Source organism: Janthinobacterium kumbetense (assembly GCF_023703445.1).
Classification (GTDB): Bacteria; Pseudomonadota; Gammaproteobacteria; order Burkholderiales; family Burkholderiaceae_D; genus Janthinobacterium; species Janthinobacterium kumbetense.
Genome location: NZ_JAMQGR010000010.1, coordinates 94,059 through 117,616 on the forward strand (window position 1 = coordinate 94,059; position 23,558 = coordinate 117,616).

Genomic DNA, 23,558 nt, shown 5'->3' on the forward strand with positions numbered 1-23,558 from the left:
GACCCCGGTGCGGCGCCTCTTTCTGTGCCCTGCCCACAAGGTAATCCCATGCACTACGCACTGAACCTGCGCACCTTTATTTACAGCCATTATTTTTACCTGGGCTTGCGCGTGGCCATCGGTCTCGTCGGCCTGGCCTTGCTGACCCAGGAAATCAGCGACAGCGCCACCGCCATGACGGTGTGCATCGGCGCCCTGTGCACAACCCTGATGGACATGCCCAGCCCGCTGCGCCACAAGTTCAATGAAATGCTCGCTTCTGTGCTGCTGTGCAGTGCCGTCACCTTGCTGATCAGCTTGTGCGGCCCCGTGCAGTGGCTGTTGATGACGGTGCTCGTGCTTGTGAGTTTCCTCGCCAGCATGATGGTGGTGTACGGCAAGAAATCCATGCCCTTGCAGCTGGCCGCCCTGTTCATCATGACCATGTCGATGGAGCACCAGATGACGTGGCAGCAATCGTTCCACCATGCGGGCCTGTTCATGCTCGGCGGCCTCATCTATCTGGCGTACGCCATGGCCATCGCCTGGGTCTTGCGCCACCGCATCAAGCAGCAAGTGCTGGCCGAAGCCCTGTTCGAACTGGCCGCCTACATCGACATCAAGGCCGATTTCTACGACACGCGTTTTAACCTGACGGAACAGTTCAACAAACTTGTGCGCCATCAAAGCATCCTGGCCGACCGCCAGCAGGCATCGCGCGACTTGATTTTGCGCAGCCACAAGAACAGCAAGGATGCTATCGTCGTGCAGGTGCACGTGTGCATGCTGGATCTGTACGAACTGATACTCTCCACGCACACGGATTACGCGCTGCTGCGCCAGCACCTGGCGGACTCCGACGTGCTGAAATCCTTGCACGACCTGGCCTACAAGGCGGCGCGCGACATCGAAGCCGTGGCCTACGCCGTCACGCGCAAGCGTGCCTCGTATGCGCAGATCAGTTACGACAAGGAATGGGCCGATATCGAAGAGGAAATTGCCCGCCTGCATGCAAAAGGCGATGCTGCGCAGGAAGCGCTGGCCACCCTGCGCGCGCAGCGCAACAAGATCCGCGCCATTCTGAAAATGATCGCGGAATTGCACCTGGCCAGCCAGAAAGTGTATGACAACGTGCCGTTCTGGAGCGGCGCGGACATGGCGCCGTTCCTGTCGCAGCAGAAATACGAACTGAAAACCCTGCTGTCGAACCTGCGCCTGGACTCGCCCGTGTTCCGCTTCGCCCTGCGCGTCTCGATGGCCATCTCGGTGGGATTGCTGATCGGACACTGGCTGCCATATGCGGCGCACAGCTACTGGATCGTATTGACCATCGTCATCATCTTGCGCCCCACGTTCAGCATGACGCGCCAGCGCCGCGCCGACCGCATCATCGGCACCATCATCGGCTGCATCATCACGGCCATCGTGATCCGCTTCGTGCACAGCAATATCGTGCTGATGGCCATCCTGTTCCTCTCCATCGTGGCCACGCCCACCTTCATCTATTTGCGCTACCGCTACACGGCCATCGCCGTGAGCCTGATGATTCTGCTGCAAATGCACCTAGTGGCGCCCAGCAACCCGAACCTCGTCAGCGAGCGCCTGATCGACACCCTGATCGGCGCGGCAGTGGCGACCGTGTTCAGCTTCGTGCTGGCCAACTGGGAATACCAGAGCCTGCCACGGCTGGTGCGCCAGGTGCTGAATGTGAATGTGAGCTATATGCAGGCCAGCTTCGCGCTGCTGCAGGGGAAATGTTTCGACGACTTCGCCTACCGCATCGAGCGCAAGCGCCTGATGGACAGCCTGGCCGCACTCAGCTCGGCGCTGGTGCGCATGCTCGATGAACCGGCCAGCAAGCAGCGGGCCGTGGAAGACATCAACCTGTTCATCGTGCAAAATTATTTATTGGTCGCCCACGTGGCGGCGCTGCGCTCGATCCTGGGCCGGCATGCCAGCCAGCTGCCCGTCGCGCCCGTCAACGCCCTGCTTGGCCACAGCCATACGCAAGTGTGTCTGACCCTGTCGCGCGCGCTGGAACAGCTCGACAACCAGGCCGCCATCAGCGCCCCGCTGGCAGTGCCTGCCGCGCCGCCCGTCAGCGACGTGACCTGGTCGGGCTGGCCTCTGGTGCAGCGCCGTATCCGCTTGTTACAGGCAGATGCGGACAAGATCGTGATACATAGCGCGGCGATCGTGCATATTGTAGCGCCGCGCTAAGCCGGCGCAACTTACTTCAGATACTGCTCAAACCAGCCGATGGTGCGCTTCTGCAAGTCGCGCTGATGCTCGGGCTTGCGGAAGGAATGGCCTTCGCCATCGTAGATGAACAGGCTGGACGGCACGCCCATGGCGCGCAAGCCGTGCCAGAATTCCAGCGACTGGGCCGCCGGCGTTTCCACGTCACGCTCGCCCACGTAGATCAGGGTCGGCGTCTTGGCCGCCTTGATCGATTCGATGGGTGAAGCCTTGCGGTAGACGGCGGGATTGTCATACGCGGAGGCGCCAAAGAACGGGATCATCCACTGGTTGATGCCGTTCTGGCCGTAATAGCTGATCCAGTTCGACACGCCCGCGCCCGCCACGGCCGCCTTGAAGCGGTCGCTGTGCGTGACGCCCCACATGGTCATGAAGCCGCCATACGAATGGCCGATCAGGCCCAGGCGGTCCCCGTCGATGGGCGCCACTTTTTGCGCGGCATCAATGCCGGCCAGGATGTCGCGCCAGTCGCCGCCGCCGAAGTCGGCCATGTTGGCGCGCGTAAAGGCCTGGCCCTGGCCAAAGCTGCCGCGCGGATTGGGCAGGAAGACGAAATAACCCTTTTGCGTCAATTCATGGATCAGGGTGCTCGCTCCCACGTAACGGGGCGAAGCGGCGGCGCCCGGGCCGCCATGCACATTGACGACCATCGGGTAGCGCTTGCCTGCATCCGCCTTCAACGGCCCCAGCAGCCAGCCTTGCACCTTGTATTGCTCGTTGTTCCAGCCCACGTTCTGCACCGTCAGTTGCGGCGCAAAACCGTCATTGTCGCGCGTAATCTTTTTCAACTGCCCCACCGGTCCCGCCACCAGGTAGCTGGCGTGCGTAAAATCTTCCTGGGCGGCAGCGGCGTGACGGCCATCGGCGCTGAACGACAGGCGGCCATCGCTGCCGCTGCTGCTGAGCTCACCGAGCAGCACAGGCCGGGCCGGGCCGCTTTGCGCATCGACGGGCACCAGCGCCAGCTGCGAATCGATCAGGGCCGTTGCCAGCAAGCCGGCGCCGCGCCAGACGACGCCATTGAAGGTGCCGCGATAGTCTGGCGTGAGATTGCGCGGCGTGCCGCCGGCCAGCGGTACGGTGTAGATATCGCCGCCGATGGAGCCGAAATCGCTCATCAGGCCGCCGATGAAAACCACCGTCTTGCCGTCCGGCGAGACCGATGGCAGGTTCAGCTGCATGGCCGGCGACGCGATCACGCGCAAGGCGCCCGTGGCCGCATCAATATGGCTGAGCTTGGCGACCCACCAGTTGCTGTCGCCATTGCCTTGCGCGCTGGTGGCGACAAAGCCGCGGCCATCGGGCGTCCAGCTGTATTCATACACATAGGTGTCGCCTGGGGACAGCAGACGCGGCTCGCCGCCGCTGGCCGGCACGACGGCGATGCGCTGGGCATCGTCTTCGCTGCCCACTTCGCCCACCTGGCGCGCACCCGCTTCCACGGCGCCGGCCAGCTTGCGCGCGCCCACCGTCGCGAGCAGGGCCAGCTGCTTGCCATCCGGCGACCAGCGCGCCGTACTGGCCACACCTTTGATGCTCGTCAATACCTGGGCTTGCGCCTGTGTCATCGTGGCCAGGTACAGCTGCGCCGTGCCCGCCTTGGCGTCGTAGCCGACAAAAGCCAGCTGCCTGCCATCGGGCGACCAGCTGGGCTTATCGTAGGAACACACGGCGCACGGATCGAATTGCTGCACGATGGCGCCGTTGGCGGCGTCGCGCACGACGATGACCGCGTGCGGACGCTGCGGCTGTTCGCCCGCCCTGCTCGATTCGATGGCGGCGATGCGCTGGCCATTGGCCGACAGGGCGACGGCACGGTAATCGCGCAAGGCCGGTTCGGTGGCAGGAGCGGCCTGTGCCAGGGTGCCCAGAAGGCTGCTTGCCAGCAAGCCGCAAGCGGCCAGATCAGTTATTTTCATCATGTAAATTCCGGTTAGAAATAAAAAAAACCGCCGGCAAGAGCGGCGGTTTCGGATGGAACAGACTGCATTAGCGGGCCTTCTTGCCCAGGTGCGAATGCCGCATGCTGTACAGGAAATAAATGGCTACCGTTACCGCCATCCACACACTGAACACGACAAACGTCGTATGCGGCAAATCGCGCATGATGTACAGGCAAGCGAGCACGCTGAGGCCGGGAATCACATATGGCCCGAACGGCACGCTGAAGCCTTCGATGCGGTTCGCGCCCTGCTTGTGGCGCAGCACGGGCACGGCAATCGACACCACCATGAAGGCTGTCAAGGTACCGATGCTGACCATGTCCCACAGGTACGTGGCATCGACGGAACCGGCCACCACGGCCACCACCAGACAAACGATGATGGTATTGCTCACCGGCACCAGGGTGCGCGGGTGAATCTTCTGGAACGACTTCGGGATCAGACCGTCGCGGCTGACGGCAAACAGGATGCGCGTCTGGCCGTAGATCGTCACCAGGGTCACGCTGAAGACGGAAATGACGGCGCCGGCCGACAACACCAGCGCGGGCCAGGTCTTGCCCGTGACGTTTTGCAGGATCACCGCCAGGCCCGCTTCCTGGCCTTCGAACAATTTCGCCTGTTGCGCGCCCAGGGCGGCCACGGCCACCAGCAAATAAAACACGGTGACGATGAGCAAGGCGCCGAGAATGCCGCGCGGCACATTGCGCGTAGGATTTTTCACTTCGTCGCCGGCCGTCGCCACCGTATCGAGGCCGATGAAGGAGAAGAAGACGGTGCCGGCCGCCGCCGTCACGCCCGTCATGCCGGCAAAGCCCTTGCTATTGTCGGCATTGAAGAAGGGGAAGAAATTGTCGGCATTGAAGCCGGAAAACGCGATAACGATGAAAAACACGAGGATCGCCAGCTTGATGATCACCATGATGGCGTTCATCAGGGCCGATTCCTTGGCGCCGCGCAGCAGCAAAAAGCCGCACATGCAGATCAGGAAGATGGGCGGCAAGTTGATGTGGCCGGCATGAAACTCCATGCCATGCGGGCCGGAAACGATCATCGGCGTGCGCAGCATCTCGGGAATGTGCCAGCCGAAGGCATTTTCCAGGAAATTATTCAGGTAGGACGACCAGCCGATGGCCACGGCACTGCCCGCCAAGCCGTATTCGAGCAGCAGACAGGCGGCCATGATGAAGGCCAGGAACTCGCCCACGGTGGCGTAGGCAAACGAATACGAAGAGCCGGAGGCGGGAATGCGGAACGACAGCTCCGCATAGCACAGGGCCGTCAGGCCGGCCGTGATGGCGGCGATCAGGAAAGACAGGACGACCGAAGGGCCCGCCTTGGGGACGGCTTCGACCATGGTAAAGAAAATGCCCGTGCCGATGGTGGCGCCCACGCCGATCATGGTGAGGGAAAACAGGCCGATGGACCGGCTCAAGCCACTGCTGCTGAGGCCTTCACCATATTCGACCGTGGTATCGATCGGCTTGGTGCGGCAAAGTTTCTGGACCAGGGTTTGGCTCACTAGACTTCCTTTATGAGGCATACGTATTTTCGCATGACGGGTAAAAACACTTAAAAACGGCGCCCCGGCCTTAAGTAACCCCCAATAAATTCTTGTGTTTTCTAGCTTCCATAAGTGGCGCGCTGCTGCGTTGCCCATCGCTAGCAGTGCTCGCACTGCGTCGCGCCGGGCGCCTTGCATCGCATCCACTTCTGTTTGCTATAAATTCACAATAATTTCCTGGCGATTACTTACCTGGAAAAAACCGGAAAGATCGCGTCCATTTTCAAAACTAAGCGATTATAGGGCTTTCATCGGTTCAGCTAAACAGAACTTTGATGCAAGGAAACAACGCCAGGCGTGCGCCATCAAACGCGCACTGGCGCTAGTGCTGCATGGAATGGCCAATATGAAAGAAAAAGCGCGCCGCTGCAAGTGCAGGGGCGCGCTTTTGATTCAGCTCAACTAGGCTGGATTACTTCTTGCCGTGCGGCACGTCGGCCGGCGGCCAGCCCGCTTCGTAGCCTTGCGGCACGTCGTCGCGGCGGTCTTTCGGCGCCAGGCCCAGCGCGTAGTACAGCACCGTCAGCAGGATCAGCCAGGCCGGTCCCACCATCAGGGCGATGCGCGTATCGGGGAAATACGCCATCAGGCCGATCACCAGCGCCAGGAAAGCCAGCGAAATCCAGGAACCGTAGGGCGCGAACGGCATGCGGAAGGCCAGGTTCTTGATTTCCAGCGGCGTCAAGGTCTTGCGGAACTGAATTTGCGTGACGAGGATCACGCCCCAGGTCCAGACAGCGCCGAAGGTGGAAATCGAGGTGACCCAGATAAACACTTTTTCCGGCACCAGGTAGTTCAGCAGCACGCCCAGCAGCAGGGCAAACACGGATACCAGGATGGCGCGGCGCGGCACGCCGCTGGCCGTCGTTTCCGCAAACGCCTTCGGCGCCTGGCCTTGCAGCGCCAGGTTGTACAGCATGCGGCCCGTGCTGAAGATACCGCCATTGCACGACGACAAGGCTGCCGTCAGCACGACGAAGTTGATGATGCCGGCGGCCGTCTTGATGCCCAGGCGTTCGAACGTCATGACGAAGGGGCTGCCGGTGGTGCCGATTTCATTCCATGGGTAAATCGACAGGATGACGAACAGTGCGCCGACATAGAAAATCAGGATGCGCCAGAACACCGAATTGATGGCGTCGGGAATCGATTTCTTCGGGTTCGCCGCTTCGCCGGCCGTCAGGCCGATCATTTCCACGCCCAGGTAGGCAAACATCACCATCTGCAGCGACATCAGCACGCCCTGCGCGCCATTCGGGAAGAAGCCGCCATGCGTCCACAGGTTGGAAATGCCGATGGCCACGCCGCCATTGCCGAAACCGAAGATGATCATGCCCGTGCCGCCAACAATCATCAGGATGATGGTGACCACCTTGATCAGGGCAAACCAGAATTCGAACTCGCCGTAGGCTTTCACGGCCAGCAAGTTGATCGCGCCCATGGAGCCGAGGGCCGCCAGGGCCCAGATCCAGCGCGGCACGTCGGGGAACCAGATGCCCATGTAGATGGCGACGGCGGTGATTTCCGCCACGCAGGTGACCAGCCACAGGAACCAGTAGTTCCAGCCCGTCAGATAGCCTTGCAGGGGACCCAGGTAATCCTGGGCATAGCGGCTGAAGGAACCTGCCACGGGATTGTGCACGGCCATTTCGCCCAGCGCGCGCATGATCATGAAGATGACCGCGCCACCGATGATGTACGACAGCATGATGCCGGGACCGGCCATCTTGATCGCATTGCCGGAACCCAAAAACAGGCCCACGCCAATCGCGGCGCCCAGCGCCATCAGGCGAATCTGCCGCTCGCCCAGGCCGCGGTGCAAGCCTTGTTCACTCGTTTTCATTACGTGTCTCCGTTTTTTTCTTGAATACACCGATCCCTCCACCCCAATGGCGGTTCCGCTCTTGCTGGAAAGGAGGAAAAGGCGAGCCGGCGGCAAGCGCCGGCATGCTCAGCTGATCAGGCCAGTTCGGCGATCAGTTCGATCTCGACGCAAGCGCCCAGCGGGATTTGCGCCACGCCGAAGGCGGAGCGGGCGTGCTTGCCGCTGTCGCCGAAGACTTCGACGAACAGTTCCGAGGCGCCATTGGTCACCAGGTGCTGTTCCGTGAATTCGGAAGTGGAATTGACCAGGCTCATAACCTTGACGATGCGCTTGACCTTGTTCAAGTCGCCGCCGCATGCGTCTTGCAAGGTGGCGATCAGTTCGATGGCGATGCCGCGCGCGGCGATCTTGCCTTCTTCCGTGGTGACGTCCTTGCCCAGTTGCCCCACCCAGACCTTGCCATCCTTCTTGGCCAAGTGGCCGGACAGGAAGACGGTGTTGCCCGTGCGGGCATGCATCACGTAAGCGGCAGCTGGGGCGGCAACGACTGGCAATTCGATGTTGAGGGCTTTGAGTTTTTCGTAAAACGACATGCTATTTCTCCAAGAAAACAATATAAGCGAAACCAAAATTCATGCACGGCAGGGCACGGAGGATGACGCCCTGGCAGCGCGGCAGTGACCGACAACAGTGCCAGATTAAACGTCATCATATTGGTGAACCAGCAGTTTTAGTTCACAAATAGGCCCGGTTATTCAGTGGATTATACCGACAATCAAACAAAATTCAGCATCGGTTCATGAAGCATGCTCTCCAGGCATCGAGCGTGTATTTTTTCATTCAATTGTCACTTGTGCAATGTCAAGCCCTCCGGGTCAAGGTTTATCGCCTGCAAAAATGCCTGGTCGTGCGAAACCACAAGTAACGCCCCCTGATATTGCAGCAGCATCTGCTCCAGCGCCTGCAGGCTGGCCAGGTCCAGATGATTGTCGGGCTCATCTAACAGCAGCAATTGCGGCGGCGTCTGCGCATACAGTTCGGCCGCCAGCGCCACCTTCATGCGCTCGCCCCCGCTCAGCAAACGGCTGGGCATGGTGGCGCGCGCGCCGGCAATGCCCAGCAGCGCCAGCCGCGTGCGCAGCTCGCCTTCCGGCACAAGGCTGTTGCGTTCCTGCAAGCGTTGCACGGCGCTCCACTCGCCGTCTTGCAGCCCAGCATGCTGGTCCAGCCAGGCCACCTGCGCATGGCAGCGCAGCGCGCCGCTGGCGGGCGCCAGCTGTCCCGCGATCACGCGCAGCAGGGTCGACTTGCCGCTGCCATTGCCTCCCGTCACGGCCAGGCGGCGCGGGCCGCTCAGCACCAGGTTGATGGCGTGCGTCTGGCCATGCGGCAAGACCAATTCGCGCAGCTCCAGGATCAGTTTCCCGTTCGGCACGCCACTCCCGGGCGCCAGCAGCAGCCGTTCGGCCTCGGGCGCGCAGCGGGCGCTGGCGTCCATCACCCTTTGCTGGCGCGCCTGCTGCGCCTCTTGCGCACGCACGCGCAGCCTGCCCTGGCTATCCTGGCTTTTCTCCTTTTTTGCGTCCAGCAGCAGCTTGCTTTGATTGCCTTCGCGGCCCTCGCGCTCACCGCGCGTCACCCGTTTCTGCTGGCGTTCTGCCTGCTGCTGCGCCTCGCGCTGTTCGCGCCTGGCGCCGGCCTTTTCCGCTTGCAGGGCGGCGGCGTAGCCAGCCTGCTCCAGCGCACGCTGCTGCGCAAACATGGCGTAATTGCCTCCATAACTGCGCAAGCCCTGCGGCGACACCTCGACAATTTCATCGACGTGCTGCAACAAGCCGCGGTCATGGCTGATCAGCAGCAAGCCGCCCGGCCAGCGCGCCATCTGCGCCACCAGGCGGGCACGTTGATGGACATCAAGGTGGTTGCTCGGCTCATCGAGGACCAGCCAGTCCGCCTGCGACAGCCAGGCGCCCTGCAGGGCGATGCGCTGGCGCTCGCCACCGCTCAGGCCAGCCGTCGGCGTGTCGGCATCGATATGAGATAAATCAAGCGCGTCGAGCGCCTGGCGCAAGCGCGCATGGGCATCCCAGCGGTCTCCCACCAGGGCGTAGTCGGCCTCGTCGATGCTGCCTTCGGCGATGCGCGCCAGCGCCGCCAGCAAGCTGCTCACGCCGGCGAGGGCCGCCACGGTGGGATAGCGCTGCGGATCGAGTTCCTGCGCCACGTAATGCACGGCGCCGTCACAGCGCACGGCGCCAGAAGACGGCTGCGCCTGGCATGCCAGCAGGCGCGCCAGCACGCTCTTGCCCACGCCGTTATCGCCGACGAGGCCGATACGTTGCGGGGCAAACGCGAATTGCAAATCGGAAAACAGGGTGCGGCCATCGGGCAGCACAAAGGAAAGACGGTCGAGTTGTAGTAATGCGGGCATGGATACTCCTTGTACGTGCAGACAGGGCTGGCGAACCCGCGCGGCGCAAAGGCGCTGTGGCGGGAAGGGCGAGGCCGTGCACAGCACGGCAGTATCAATGGCGCATGTCGAAGTGTCCTGGAGAAATGGGGAAGATGCGTCAGTGTAGCAGAGCAAGCCTGTTAGCGCTGCCCCAGGGTCGTGTCGCCGAACAGGTGCTTGTACTCGCGCGGCTGCGAGCGCCAGTACTGCGGTGGCGCCTGCACTTGCGCGCCCAGCTGGGCCGCCGCATGCCAGGGCCAGCGCGGGTCGAACAGGATGGCGCGCGCCAGCGCCACCATGTCGGATTGACCTTGCGCAACGATGTCTTCCGCCTGCTGCGCTTCCGTGATCAAGCCCACGCTGATGGTGGGCAAGCCGCTGTCGCGCTTGATGCGCTCGGCAAACGCCACCTGGTAGCCGGGACTCACGGGAATTTGCTGCTGCGGCGAAATGCCACCGCTGGAGACGTGGATGAAGTCGGCGCCCAGTTGCTTGAGTTCCTGCGCGAAGCGCACGCTTTGTTCTATTTCCCAGCCGCCATCGACCCAGTCGGTGGCGGAAAGGCGCACGCCCACGGCCACGCTGTCGGGCACGGCGGCGCGCACGGCTTCATATACTTCCAGCGGAAAGCGCATGCGGTTTTCCAGGCTGCCGCCATACACGTCGGTACGGTGATTGGACAGGGGCGAGAGGAACTGGTGCAGCAGATAACCGTGCGCCGCATGCAGTTCGATGCCTTCGATGCCGAGCGCATGCACGCGCTGGGCGGCCGCGACAAACGCGCCCTTGATCTGCAACAAACCCATCTCATCGAGGGCGATGGGCACGGTTTCGCCGGGTGCATGGGCGATGGCGGACGGCGCCACCGTTTGCCAGCCGCCCTCGGCCAGGTGCACGCAGGCGCCGCCCTGCCAGGGCGCGCGGCTCGACGCCTTGCGTCCCGCGTGGCCCAGCTGCACCACCAGTGGAATCGGCGCGTGGCGGCGGATCGCCTGCACCACGTTGGCCAGCGCCGCCTGGTTCGCGTCCGACCACAGGCCCAGGTCTTCGGCCGAGATGCGTCCCTCGGGCGAGACGGCCGTCGCTTCCGTCATCAGCAAGCCCGCCCCGGACAGGGCCAGGTGGCCCAGGTGGATCATGTGCCAGTCGGTGGCGTTGCCGTTGTCGGCCGAGTACTGGCACATGGGTGCGATGGCGATACGGTTGGCCACGAGCAGCGGCCCCAGTGCATATGGCGTGAATAACTGGCTCATGGCGGACTCCGGAAAGGGGAATGCACCGATTCTACTGTGCTTTGGAAAGCGCGGCTTACACCTGCTTACGTTTGATACAGCGCAAGGGCTAGCCTTGCGCAGACGAGGACGCTAATCTGGACACATCAACAACACCGGCATTACCACCCCCAGGAGAACACATGAACACGACAACTACCGCCAGCCGCATCCACCCCTTGATGGCCGGCGCCGCCATTTCCGTGACCGTCCTGTGCCTGGTGGGCGCGGCGTCCATCGCCGGCATCCTGCCCAATTCGCGGGCCAATGTGCCTGCCACGCCAGCCATCCCTGCCGATGTGGCCGCCATGACGCCGGCCAGCGCCGCGGCCCTGGCAGCGCCTGTGACGGCCCCGCTCGCCGCGCCTGTCGTGGCGCAAGCCGCCCCGGCACCAGCCCCGGCGCCCGTCGTGCACAAGCGCGTCGTGCACCACACGCAAGTGGCGCAGGCGCGTCCTGCCTACAACGATAACAATGATGGCTACCGCGACACGGCTTACCGCGAACCCGTACGCCAGCCGCAGCCAATGCCTGCACCGGCGCCGGCACAACCGAACTACGTGGGCATCGGCACGGGCGCCGTCATCGGCGGCTTGATCGGCAATCAGGTCGGTGGCGGTCGCGGCAAGGCGCTGGCGACGGTGGCCGGCGTGATCGGCGGCGGCATGCTGGGCAACGCGGTGCAGAATCAGGTTCAGCAGCAGCCACAGCGTTAATCGTACGGTCCCAGATAATCGAGCTTGCCCACGGCCACGCCATTGTTTCTCAGGATGGCGTGGACCATGGAGACGTGGAAATAAAAATTCGGCAAAGCAAAGCTGAGCAGGTAATTGTCGCCCGAGAATTTCCTGCCCTCGTCGGTCCAGTTCAGCACCACTTCCTTCTGCGCACTGCCCGCCATCTGGCCCGCATTCACGCTGTCGATGTAGGCGATGGTGTTGGCGATGCGCTCCTGCAGCTGCTCGAATGACGCTTCGTTATCCTCGAACTTCGGCGCCGGCACGCCGCTCAGGCGCTCGACCGACATCTTCGACGTGTCGCTGGCGCGCTGCACCTGCGCCGTCAGATCCAGCATGTCGGGCGCCAGCTGCGCGCCCAATAAAATCTCGGGCACGATGCCATCTTCCTCCACATGGGCTTGCGCCTTTTCCAGCAAGGCCGAAACGACCCGCAAGCCGCGGATGAAGACGGGAATGGTTGCCTGATACATGGACACGGACATGGCGGACTCCTGAGAATGAACGATGAGCCAGTGTACCCGAGGCGCCGTCTTCCGGCAGCGCGCGCAACGCCACTCCTGTGCGCCAGCGCACCGAGCGGCCCAGTTGCTATTACTTGTCCAGGTTTACCTTGCCATCCGACGCATGGCCGGGCTGTTCCGCCGCTTCCGGCTGCGGTACTGGCTGCGGCTGCGGCGCCTGCTTCTCCTTGCGCTTGCCGCCGAAAAATTTGACGATGGCCGCACCGCCGCCCACCACGGCCAGGATCAGCACTTTCTTGAAGGCCAGCAACAGCGCCAGCAGTTTGCCAAACAGGCCCAGCTTGCTGGCCACGCCGCCCGCCACCAGCGCCGCCAGGCCATATTCGGCCACCTTGTCCGTCTTGCTGTCAAAATCCGTGTAGCGGTTACCCTCGGTAAATTCCGTGAACGCCGTCACTTGCTGCATCTCTTTCTTGATCGCCTCGATCTGCTGCATGCTGGCGATCGCGTTCAGGTTCAACACGCCTTCGCGGCCCAACACGCGCACGTTGTAGTTGAGCGAGTGTTCGCCGCCATCGACCATCAAGTCCTTGGCCCAGTACAGCTTGTGCGTATCCTTGGCATAGCTGGGTTTTTCCGCCCAGCCCATCAAATGGATGCCGGGATAGCCCTGCTTCTTGCGCTCCGCATTGTTTTCCAGCACGGACGCCTGCATATCCTTGAGCAATTCGTCGTACTTGATGCTGTCCGCATCGTCATCCTTGATATGCCCTTCCTTTTCATACGTGACGATGACACCCCAGCTGTCGCGCTCGAGCACGCTGGTCTTGGCGGGCACGATCATGCCCAGCGATACCATGCCCGGTGGATTGCCCCAGGCATCGACCAGCACGCGTTCGGCGTCCGTCGGCGACAGATAACGGAAGTTGGCGGGCAAGTCCAGGGTGGCGATGCCGCCAGGCAAGGTGATCTTGCCGCGCTGCAGGTGCAACTGGGCGAGGAATTGTTCGGCCGTCATTTCCGGCGCAGAAGCCTTCTCATCGGCGGGGGCGGCAGCCGTCAGGCCGGAGAGGGTCAGGCACAGCAGGGCTGTCAGCAGGCGTTTCAACATGAACGGTCCAATAAATTGCAAAAGGGAAAATATTTTAAACCAGTTGATTGCCTAATGGATAATTATTTCTGTGCAGCATCTTTTTAGCAAAAAAGCGCCAGGCGGGTTTCCCCGGCTGGCGCCTGATGCTGCGTGATGGCGGGACGATCAGGAGGTACGCACCACCATCAAGCCCGCGCGCAAGCCCACGCGCACGTCCGGGTTCGGAAACACCACCAGCTCTTCCGCATGCTGCACCGTGTAGACATGGTCGCCATCGCTGGCGATCACGGCGTGCTGCGGCAGGGAGGTGAAATTCTGCGTGCTGCGATCAAACGCCATGCGGAATTCATCGCTGTGCTTGATGATTTCCTGCGCCACCTTGAACACGTGCGGTTGCGCCTTGACGGGCTGCGCAGGCAAGCCGCGCAGCAAGCCATCGAGCGCCCGCGACACATCGTCGAACAGGGACAAATCGTTCTGCCCCAGGGTACCCACGCGGCCCAGCTCCACCGTGCTGGCAGCCGCGCCGAAATGCTCGGCCGAGTAATAACTGTAGGTGCCGGCCGACTGCGGGTTCATGATGATGGCGCCGATGGCCGCCTGGCCCAGCCAGTCGATCAGCTGTGCCTTGGCGTCGTCGGCCACCAGGTCGGGCACGATGGCAAACGTGGGGTACACGGAAGGCCGGATGGCTGTGTGCAAGTCCAGGTGCCAGCGCACGGGGCCCGCCGCGTCAAAGAACGCTGCTGTCGCAGCGATCATTTCATCGGCGCGCGCGCTTTCCGCCGCCTGCGCCAGGCTTCCCCGCACGGGGCGGAACATGCGATTCAGGTCGGCGTCGATGAAACGCTTGCCGGCCCGGATCGCATCGACATTGCCCACGCAAACGAGCAAATCGACGGCCAGCGTCGACGCATCGCGCGACAGGGCGTCGAGCAGATGCGCCAGCACTTCGATCGGCCCCGTTTCGTCGCCATGCACGCCCACCGAGACGGCCACGCTGGCGCGTCCCGCATCGGCCTGCGGCTTGACGACTTGCAGCATGCCGGGCGCCGGCAAGGCCACCGTGAAACCGGCGTTGGCGAACAGCTGCGCCACGCCGCTGAAATCGGCCTGCGCCAGCGCCTGCACGGCTGGCGGCAAGCCGCCAGCGCCCACTACTACCTGGGTTACTACCTGCGTTACTGCTTGCGTCATTACACCGCCGCTTCCGCTGTGGGTTTCGCCGTGATTTTATTCACGGCTTCCGACAAGGTCCACACGTCCAGCATGGCTTGCTCCAGTTCCGTCGCCGCCACATAGGCCGACAGGCCCAGCGCGCCCGTCACCGCATCGACGGCCTGGCCTGCATTGCCTTGCTCGGCGCGCGCCAGCACCTGCGTCAGCAGACGCTGTTGCGTGCGGCGCAGCGCTTGCTGCGCGTAGTTGCGCAACTGCTCCTGCGACTTGCCTTGCGCGGCCAGCTTCAGGCCACGCTCCAGCGTGCCGATACCCGCCTGGCTGCGCAGGGCCAGGCCCACTTGCAGGAAGGCCGCCAGGTCCATCGCCGCAGGACGCGGCACGGACAGGGCCGGGAACAGGAAGCCGGCGACGACTTCCAGCGCATCGACCGCATCCCACGCCTGCACGAAGGCTGGCGTCAAGCCCGGCACCAGCGCCGCTTCCGACTTGATGCCGACGGCTTTCAGCAGGTCGCGCTTCGATTCCGCGCCAAACAGGCGCGTGAGTTCGGCCAGGCCGGCGCCGCGCAACTGTTCGGCAGGCACCGACAGCACGCCGGCGATCATCGTCTGCTGCAGCACGCGCGTTTGCGCATCGACCTTGATCGACACGTCGCGTGGGATCGTCAGCGCGTCCGCATCAAGCGCGTCGAACACGGGCGCCAGGTTCAGCGCCACCCAAGCCTGGCCCCAGGCCAGGATCACGCTGGACTCGTCCACGCCGTGTTCCGCCGCCAGGTTGCGGATCATCAGCGGACCGCAGCGGTTGATCACTTCATTGGCCAGCACGGTCGCCAGGATGGCATTGGCCAGCGGGTGGTCGAGCGCCGAACGGGTTTCCACCAGCAAGGATGGGAAGTACGGTTTCAGGACTGGCTCGGCCCAGGTTTCACCGGTCAACGGCAGGCTTGAGAGGATGCGCTTGAAGCGGTTCTTCACGTTGGCGATCACCACGGCCAGTTCCGGCGTGGTCAAGCCACGGCCGTCGGCCTTGCGACGCGCCAGTTCGGCCACCGACGGCAGTTGCTCCAGTTCGCGCGACAGGGCGCCCTCTTCTTCCAGGCTGGCGATCAGCGCGGCATAGCCATCCTGCACGGCGCTTTCGCTTTGCGCCTGCAATTCGCGCACCAGCAAATGCGTCTGCTGCGTGTTGTCGCGCAAGACCAGGCGCTCGACGTCGTCCGTCATCGCATACAGCTCGCGATTGCGGTCGGCTTCCGTCAGCTTGCCCGCATTGACTTCCACGTCCAGCCAGATTTTCACGTTCACTTCATGGTCCGAGCAATCCACGCCGGCCGAGTTGTCGATCGCATCGGTAAAGATGCGTCCGCCCGCCAGCGCGAATTCGATGCGGCCGGCCTGCGTCGCACCCAGGTTGCCGCCTTCGGCCACGACTTTCACGCGCAGCTCATTGCCGCTGACGCGGATATGGTCATTCGCGCGGTCCTTCACCTGTGCGTGCGTCTCGGTGGAAGCCTTGATGTAGGTACCGATGCCGCCGTTGTAGAACAGGTCCACGGGCGACTTCAGGATGCGGTGCATCAGTTCTTCCGGCGGCAGCGAGGTTTCGGCGATATCGAGTGCGGCGCGGATTTGCGGCGACAGTTCGATCGTGCGGGCGGAGCGCGGATACACGCCGCCGCCTGCCGAGATCAAGTCCTTGTTGTAGTCGTCCCACGAGGAGCGCGGCAAGGCGAACAGGCGCGCGCGTTCATCGAACGAGACGGCGACGTCCGGTGTCGGGTCGAGGAAAATGTGACGGTGGTCGAACGCGGCCACCAGTTTCAGCTGGCGCGACAGCAGCACGCCATTGCCGAACACGTCGCCCGACATGTCGCCCACGCCGACCATGGTGATCGGGGTGGTGTTCAGGTCGTGGTCCATTTCATAGAAGTGGCGCTTCACGGCTTCGAATGCGCCCTTGGCCGTGATGCCCAGCTTCTTGTGGTCGTAGCCGTTCGAGCCGCCCGAAGCGAACGCGTCGCCGAGCCAGAAACCGCGCTGCACGGCGATGCCGTTGGCGATGTCCGAGAACGTGGCCGTGCCCTTGTCGGCGGCCACCACCAGATACGGGTCGGCTTCGTCGAAGCACACGGTATCGACCGGCGGCACGATATTGCCAAGCGAGCGGTTGTCCGTCACTTCCAGCAGGCTGGAAATGAACAGGCGGTAGACGGCTTCGCCTTCGGCCGCGATGGTTTCGCGCACGGCGTCCTTCGGCATCATCTTGCAGACAAAACCGCCCTTCGCGCCGGCCGGCACGATGACGGCATTCTTCACCATCTGCGCCTTGACCAGGCCCAGCACTTCGGTGCGGTAGTCTTCCATGCGGTCGGACCAGCGCAAGCCGCCACGGGCGACCGGGCCGCCGCGCAGGTGCACGCCTTCGAAACGGCGCGAGAAGACGAAAATCTCGCGGTAAGGACGCGGTTCCGGCACCAGCGCCAGGCTGCTGGTGTCGAACTTGAAGATGATCTTGTCGCCGGCTTGATTGTTCTGGAAGTAGCTGGTGCGCAGCGTGGCGCTGATCAAGTCGGCCAGCGCGCCGAGGATTTCCTCGGTGTCCGCATGGTTCACGGAGGGCAGGCCGGCCTTGATGATAGCGATGGCCTCCAGGGCGGCCGCATGCTGCGCGTCGGACAGCGCAGGATCGAAGCGCTGCAGGAAAGCGTCGACCAGGGCTTTGACCTGGGCCGGCTGCTTGCGCAGGCTTTCGGCAATGTAGCGCACCGAGAAGCGGCTGCCCGTCTGGCGCCAGTAGCTGGTGTAGGCGCGCACCAGTTGCACTTCACGCGTCGACAAGCCGCCTTCGATGACCAGGCCGTTCAGGCGGCCATCTTCGGCCGTGTCGTTGAACAGGGCGGCAAACAATTCCTGCGCCACAGCGACGACGGATGGCTGCGCCAGTTTCGCCGCGCTGGCGGCATCGACCGTCAGGCTGGTGACGAAATAGCGCGTGCCGTCGGACAGCGAAACCGAATACGCCTGTTCGCGGTCGATCGCCACGCCCGCATTATGCAGGGCCGGCAGGATGGTCGACAGCGGCGGCACCTTGTTGGCCGAGTACAAACGGATGGTCGTAACGGCGCCCGTTTCGATGCGCACGGCCACGTGCGCCGGGTCGGTATTGCGCAGGATGGTGTCGAGGTCGCGGAAGGCGATGGCGGGCGCGGTGGCGGCCACGTAATCGAGCGGCAAAGTAGCGCACAGTTTACGCAGGCTGGTGCGCAGTGCCACGTCGGGCACGGCGTCGGCCACGGCCGCAAAGCCGTTATGCCAGCCATCGAGCACGCCCAGCAACGGCTGTTCGATATCCGTTTCCAGGTCCAGCGGGTAGCGCGCGGCGTGGGCGATCAGGTAGACGCGCGCCAGGGGGCCGTCGGCCACCAGGGTCTGCGTGCTCACATGCGTGGCGCCGGAACTGGCTTGCAGGGCTTTTGCGAGGCTCGATGCCACGCTGGCGCTGTAGCGCTCACGCGGCAGGTAGACCAGCACGTTCAGGTGGCGCGCATACACGTCGCGGCGCGCGAAGACCTTGGTACGCGGCTGCTTGTACAGCGAGACGACGGCGCCGCACACTTGCGCCAGCCAATCGAGGTCCGCTTCCAGCGCTTCCGTGCGCGGCAGGGATTCGAGGATTTCGCGGAATTTCTCGGCACGGAAGCCTTGCTGGCGCACGCCGGCCAGGCTCAATACCTTGGCCACGCGGCCGCGCGCAAATGGCAGTGCCGCCAGCGGAGTGGAATTGCCGGCGCGGGTGAACAGGCCGACGAAGCAATGCTCGCCCAGGATCGCGCCTTGCGCATCCATGTCGCGCACGCCGATGAAGTCGAGCTGCTGGTCGCGATGCAAAGTGCCTGCCACGTCAGCCTTGACGATGGACAGCGCCGAGTCGCGCTTGGCCAGGGTGTCGAAGTCGCCCGGGATATTCGCCAGGCAGGTGCCGTAGACCGGGTGCGCCGTATCCTGCAGCACGCCGACGCGGCTCGGGATGTCGCGTTCGAGTTCGCGCACGCCCGGCTTGACGCGGTAGTAGGCGTAGCCGAACACTTCAAAGCCGCCGCTGCGTGCCCATTCCAGGAAGGCGGCCACTTCCGCGCCTTCTTCGCCATGCTGGGCGGCAGTCGTGGCGACGGCGGCCAGGCGCTCGCTCATGGCGGCGCTATCGCGGCGCACCACCGCGGCGTCACGCGCGACCGTCTCCAGGGCGGCGACCAGCGCGGCCAGAGCTTCCGGCGCCAGCTCTTCGTCGAGCAGCACCAGCACATACGATTCGAGCGGGTCGCCCGGCTGGCGCACCGCTTCCACGCTGCCGTCGGCGGCGCGGCGCACGGGCAGCACGGTGTTCATCACACCGCGCACGGCCAGGTGCTGGCGGCGCATGGCCATGACGATGGAGTCGACCAGATAGGGCATGTCTTCGTTCAGGATCAGCAAGGCGCTCGCCATGCCGCCACGGCCATCCGCATAGCGCAGGGTGGCGATCTGGCAGCCATTGCCGGTACGTTTGGCCGCTTGCGTGAAGCCGTCGACCAGCACGGGCGCCAGACTGTCCGGCGCGATGTCGGCCAGGTCTTCGGCGTCGAGCGAGTCGAGCCATGCCTGCACCAGTTGCACGACAGGCGCTGCCGCCTTGCCTGCCTTGCCAGCCGCGTTAATCAACTCCAGCGTTTGTGTACGCAAATCTTGTGGCGTGTGATTCATCTTGCATCTCCATTACGGTAATGTGAATGTCCAACGCTGTCGTTCGGGCTTGTGGCTGGGCGGCAGCGGTGTCAAGAGACGGGGGTCGCCCGTCCAATTCTGTCTGTGCTACGGATAGTCTGTCTCGGATTTTTCTGTGTGTTTTCTATCGCCTACAAGTCGTACAATCCCGGTAAGTTGAGGATGATCGTCAATTCTTCAAGCGCCGCATGCACTTCCAGCGCCAGTTGCGGATCGGCCAGGTCGCCCGGTTCCAGATGGTCGCGGTAGTGTTTTTCCACCCACTGCACCAGCCGATGGTACAGCGTTTCCGTCATGATCACGCCCTGGTGCATGGCGCGCGCTTCGGTTTCCGTCAGCGCCACGCGCAAACGCAGGCAGGCGGGCCCGCCGCCGTTGCGCATGCTCTGGCGCAGATCGAAATGTATCAGTTCATCGATGGGACCACCGCTGGCCACCAGGCCATCCAGGTAGCGCGACACGGCGCGGTTTTCCTGGCACTCCTGCGGTATTACCAGCGCCATCTTGCCGCCCTCTTTCGTCAATAGCTGGCTGTTGAACAGATAGCTGCTGACGGCGTCCGCGATCGGCACCTGGCCCGTGTCCACGCGCAGCGCCTGCAAATCGGCCCCCGTGGCGGCGACGGCGCGGTGCAGCTGCGACAGGCTTGCCTCTTCATCGGCAAACGCCTGCTCGTGATAGAACAGCACATTGCCATTGCCGACGGCGATGACGTCGTTATGGAACACGCCCTGGTCGATCACGTCAGGATTCTGCTGCACGTACACGGTGCGTTTGGTGTCCAGGCCATGCAGGCGCGCCACGGCTTGCGACGCTTCCAGGGTCTGGCGCGCCGGATAGCGCTTCGGCGACGGCGCCGATGGGTCGAACTCCACGCGACCATACACAAACAGTTCAACCGATGGCGCACCGTGGCTTGCGCCCAGGCGCGTGTGGTTGGCCGCGCCCTCGTCGCCAAAGGCCGGCGTCGAGGGCAGCGCCTCGTGCACGGCGAAGTGCCTGTCGTCGCTGAAAATGGCGCGCAGGCTGCGCGCCGACTGCGCATGCTCGAAGGCGCGGTGCAGCTTGTTATTCAGGTTGGCGGCCGTGAAATGCACGCGGCCATCCTGCGTGTCGGCCGACGGACTGACCGTGGCGGCATTCGCCGTCCACATGGGCGAGGCGGAATATGCGCAAGCCAGGATGACGGGCGACTCCTTGTAGGCGCGCGCCAGCACTTCGGCATCCGTGCCCGTGAAACCGATGGAGCGCAGCAGGCGGAAATTCGGCCGGTCCTGCGGCGGCAGCAAGGCTTGCGCAAAGCCGCGCGCGGCCAGGGCGCGCATCTTGGCCAGGCCCTGCAAGGCGGCCTGCTTCGGATTCGAAGCGCTTTTCACATTGCTGAACGAGGCCACGTTGCCGAACGATAGTCCAGCATAGTTATGCGATGGCCCGACCAGGCCGTCAAAGTTGTATTCGCGCGTGCTGTGCATGGGATTTCCTTAAAAATTCAGGCCGGGCGACAGCTTGGCTGGCATTTCCAGCGCGCTGTTCTCGATCGAAGCGACCGGGTAGGCGCAGTAATCGGCCGCGTAATACGCGCTCGGACGGTGGTTGCCCGACTTGCCGATGCCGCCGAACGGCGCCGTGCTGGCCGCTCCCGTCGTGGGACGGTTCCAGTTGATGATGCCGGCGCGAGCGCGCGTTTGAAAAGTTTGCCACAGGGCCGGATCGTCGGACAAGAGCGCCGCGGCCAGGCCAAATTCGGTGGCGTTGGCCACCTTCAGGGCCGCATCGAAATCGGCCACGCGGATCACTTGCAGCAGGGGACCAAACCACTCTTCGTCAGGGATGCCGGTAGCAGCGGTAACGTCGACGATACCGGCCGTGACAAAGCCCGCCTGCGGATTGAGCTGGCGCATCTGCAGCAAGGTGGTGCCGCCCCTGGCGACCATATCCGCCTGCGCCTGCACCAGGCGCGCGGCCACGGCACTGGACACCACTGGACCCATGAAGGGCTGCGGCTGGGCGTCGGACGCGCCGATGCCCAGTTTCGCGGCCACTTCCACCAGGCGCGTGACAAACGCGGCACCGGCAGCGTTGTCCTGCACCACCAGGCGGCGCGCGCAGGTGCAGCGCTGGCCGGCGGAGACAAAGGCGGAGAAAATCGCGTGGTGTACGGCCGCGTCCACGTCCTTCACGTCCCACACGACGAGGGCATTGTTGCCGCCCATTTCCAGCGCCAGCATCTTGCCCGGCTGGCCGCCGAACTGGCGGTGAAGGCTGATGCCCGTCTGGCAGGAACCCGTAAACAGCACACCGTCAAGGTGCGCATTGGCACCCAGCGCGACACCCGTGTCGCGCCCGCCGTTGACAAGGTTGACGACGCCATCCGGCAAGCCCGCCTGCTGCCACAGTTGCACGGTTTTGACGGCCGTGCGCGGCGCATATTCGCTGGGCTTGAAGACGATGGTGTTACCGGCGATCAGGGCCGGCACGATGTGCCCGTTCGGCAGGTGGCCGGGGAAATTGTACGGGCCGAAGACGCCGAACACGCCATGCGGACGGTGGCGCAAGACGGCGTCGCCGTCGGCGATCTTGCTTTGCGTGATGCCCGTGCGCGCGTTGTACGACTGCACCGAGATATCGATCTTGTTGGCCATGGTGGCCACTTCCGTGCGCGATTCCCACAGCGGTTTGCCCACTTCTTCCGAGATCAGCAGCGCCAGCGCTTCGGCGTGCTCCTTCAGCAGCTCGCGGAAGCGCACGCAGATGGCGATGCGTTCTTCGACGGGCGTATCGGCCCACGCTTCGAACGCTGCGCGGGCGGACTGGCAAGCCTGCTCCACTTCGTTTTCCGTCGCTTCCAGGCTGGCCCAGGTCTGCTTGCCGTTCGACGGGTCGATGGTGAGCAGTTCGCGGCCCGTGCCTGGCAGCCAGGCGCCGTTGATGAAGTTCGATGCTGCGGTAGACGAATTAAATACGTTAGACATGGGGATGCTTCCTCGGGTTGAGTGACAAGGTGCGCACGGTGTCGCCGTGATGGCAGCGCAGCAAATGCAGTTCATCGTCGTCCAGCGCGATCTTGCCGCTGTGCGGATTGGCGCTGGTGACGATCATGCGGAAATCTTTCAGGTCGGTGTTCGACACCAGGTAAGGCTCGGCCTGGGCAAGGTCGCCACAGGCTTCCGGTGCCGCCTCGGCGTCGAGCACGGCCGGCATGCTGTCGCGCATGGCGCGCAGCTCGGAGACGCGCGCCTGCAGCACGGGACCGGCGTCGAAAATGTCGACATAGCCTTCGAAGTGCAAGCCTTCCTGCTCCAGCAGGCGGCGCGCGGGCGCCGTGCTCAGATGCACCTTGCCGATGACTACCTGCGCCTCGTCGGGCAGGTAGGCCACGTACATGGGCTGGCGCGGCATCAATTCGGCGATGAACGATTTTTTTCCCAGGCTCGTCAGGTCGTCGACGTGGTGGAAATCCATCTTGAAGAAGTGGCGGCCCAGGCCCTCGTAGAACGGCGAGCTGCCATCCGGCGCCTGGTAGCCGCGCATTTCCGCGATCAGCTTTTCCGTGAACAGGTGCGGGAACTGGGCGATGAACAGAAAACGGCTTTTCGACAGCAGCTTGCCGTTGTTGCCGCTGCGGTAATCGGGGTGCAGGAACAGCGAGCACAGTTCCGTGCTGCCCGTCAGGTCGTTCGACAGGTACAGCGTTTCCATTCGCGTAAACACATCGAGCTCGCGGCTCGAATGCACGAGCGTGCCGATACGGTAGTTGTAGAACGGTTCGTCCAGGCCCACGGCGCCCTTGATGGCGCACACGCCGGCCAGACGGCCCGTGTCGGTATCCTCCATGACGAACATGTAGTCGCGCTTTTCGGGCGGGATCGTTTCGGCAAACGAGGCGCAGGCGATGGCCAGGCGGTCGCCCAGCATTTTCATGTCCGGCTTGAGGGTGGTCATGCCGGTGCCGACCTGGCTGGCCAGGCCGTACAGGGCATCCAGGTCAGAAGCGTTGATGGCGCGTACTACTAGCATAATGTTCTCTCG

The 23,558-nt window shown here is 63.5% G+C and carries 15 protein-coding genes; 2 read left to right on the forward strand and 13 right to left on the reverse strand.

Features of this window, described 5'->3' with window-relative positions; all coding sequences use genetic code 11:
• Nucleotides 1-48 precede the first annotated feature (48 nt).
• On the forward strand, nucleotides 49-2,199 hold the full coding sequence (locus NCG91_RS22930) for an FUSC family protein (RefSeq protein ID WP_099666228.1): 2,151 nt from the start codon (nucleotides 49-51) through the stop codon (nucleotides 2,197-2,199).
• 11 nt (nucleotides 2,200-2,210) lie between these two features.
• On the opposite strand, the gene NCG91_RS22935 is transcribed toward NCG91_RS22930, so the two are convergent.
• The 6 genes from NCG91_RS22935 to NCG91_RS22960 form a co-directional block, all read right to left on the reverse strand.
• Nucleotides 2,211-4,160, reverse strand: a complete 1,950-nt coding sequence (locus NCG91_RS22935) for a S9 family peptidase (protein ID WP_251351329.1) — start codon at nucleotides 4,158-4,160, stop codon at nucleotides 2,211-2,213.
• 67 nt (nucleotides 4,161-4,227) lie between these two features.
• Complete coding sequence (locus NCG91_RS22940; RefSeq protein ID WP_099666227.1) at nucleotides 4,228-5,700, reverse strand: amino acid permease; 1,473 nt, start codon at nucleotides 5,698-5,700, stop codon at nucleotides 4,228-4,230.
• Nucleotides 5,701-6,154: 454 nt separating this feature from the next.
• Nucleotides 6,155-7,585, reverse strand: coding sequence for an amino acid permease (locus NCG91_RS22945; protein WP_099666226.1), 1,431 nt, complete (start codon nucleotides 7,583-7,585; stop codon nucleotides 6,155-6,157).
• Nucleotides 7,586-7,701: 116 nt separating this feature from the next.
• Nucleotides 7,702-8,160: a RidA family protein gene (locus NCG91_RS22950; protein WP_034745569.1), complete on the reverse strand. Its 459-nt coding sequence runs from the start codon at nucleotides 8,158-8,160 to the stop codon at nucleotides 7,702-7,704.
• Nucleotides 8,161-8,414: 254 nt separating this feature from the next.
• Nucleotides 8,415-9,998: an ABC-F family ATP-binding cassette domain-containing protein gene (locus NCG91_RS22955; protein ID WP_251351330.1), complete on the reverse strand. Its 1,584-nt coding sequence runs from the start codon at nucleotides 9,996-9,998 to the stop codon at nucleotides 8,415-8,417.
• Between the two features lie 161 nt (nucleotides 9,999-10,159).
• Nucleotides 10,160-11,272, reverse strand: coding sequence for an NADH:flavin oxidoreductase/NADH oxidase (locus NCG91_RS22960; RefSeq protein ID WP_251351331.1), 1,113 nt, complete (start codon nucleotides 11,270-11,272; stop codon nucleotides 10,160-10,162).
• Nucleotides 11,273-11,433: 161 nt separating this feature from the next.
• Here NCG91_RS22960 and NCG91_RS22965 point away from each other — a divergent pair, with 161 nt between their 5' ends.
• Nucleotides 11,434-12,006, forward strand: a complete 573-nt coding sequence (locus tag NCG91_RS22965) for a glycine zipper 2TM domain-containing protein (RefSeq protein WP_251351332.1) — start codon at nucleotides 11,434-11,436, stop codon at nucleotides 12,004-12,006.
• Here the strand turns inward: NCG91_RS22965 and NCG91_RS22970 are convergent.
• From NCG91_RS22970 to astA, 7 genes are all read right to left on the reverse strand, one after another.
• A complete protein-coding gene (locus tag NCG91_RS22970) occupies nucleotides 12,003-12,512 on the reverse strand; it encodes a DUF1993 domain-containing protein (RefSeq protein ID WP_251351333.1) in 510 nt (169 codons plus the stop codon). The two genes, NCG91_RS22965 and NCG91_RS22970, sit on opposite strands and share 4 nt — an antisense overlap.
• A 109-nt stretch (nucleotides 12,513-12,621) precedes the next feature.
• Nucleotides 12,622-13,602, reverse strand: coding sequence for a DUF2167 domain-containing protein (locus tag NCG91_RS22975; protein WP_251351334.1), 981 nt, complete (start codon nucleotides 13,600-13,602; stop codon nucleotides 12,622-12,624).
• Nucleotides 13,603-13,749: 147 nt separating this feature from the next.
• Nucleotides 13,750-14,781: a succinylglutamate desuccinylase gene (locus tag NCG91_RS22980; RefSeq protein WP_251351335.1), complete on the reverse strand. Its 1,032-nt coding sequence runs from the start codon at nucleotides 14,779-14,781 to the stop codon at nucleotides 13,750-13,752.
• Nucleotides 14,781-19,508 (reverse strand): NAD-glutamate dehydrogenase domain-containing protein, encoded by a 4,728-nt coding sequence (locus NCG91_RS22985; RefSeq protein ID WP_251351336.1) that lies wholly within the window; start codon nucleotides 19,506-19,508, stop codon nucleotides 14,781-14,783. The genes NCG91_RS22980 and NCG91_RS22985 overlap by 1 nt, the downstream gene beginning before the upstream one ends.
• 152 nt (nucleotides 19,509-19,660) lie before the next feature.
• Nucleotides 19,661-21,001: an N-succinylarginine dihydrolase gene (gene astB / locus NCG91_RS22990; RefSeq protein ID WP_251351337.1), complete on the reverse strand. Its 1,341-nt coding sequence runs from the start codon at nucleotides 20,999-21,001 to the stop codon at nucleotides 19,661-19,663.
• A gap of 9 nt (nucleotides 21,002-21,010) precedes the next feature.
• Nucleotides 21,011-22,501 (reverse strand): succinylglutamate-semialdehyde dehydrogenase, encoded by a 1,491-nt coding sequence (gene astD, locus NCG91_RS22995; RefSeq protein WP_251351338.1) that lies wholly within the window; start codon nucleotides 22,499-22,501, stop codon nucleotides 21,011-21,013.
• A complete protein-coding gene (astA, locus tag NCG91_RS23000) occupies nucleotides 22,494-23,546 on the reverse strand; it encodes an arginine N-succinyltransferase (protein WP_251351339.1) in 1,053 nt (350 codons plus the stop codon). The genes astD and astA overlap by 8 nt, the downstream gene beginning before the upstream one ends.
• Nucleotides 23,547-23,558 lie beyond the last annotated feature (12 nt).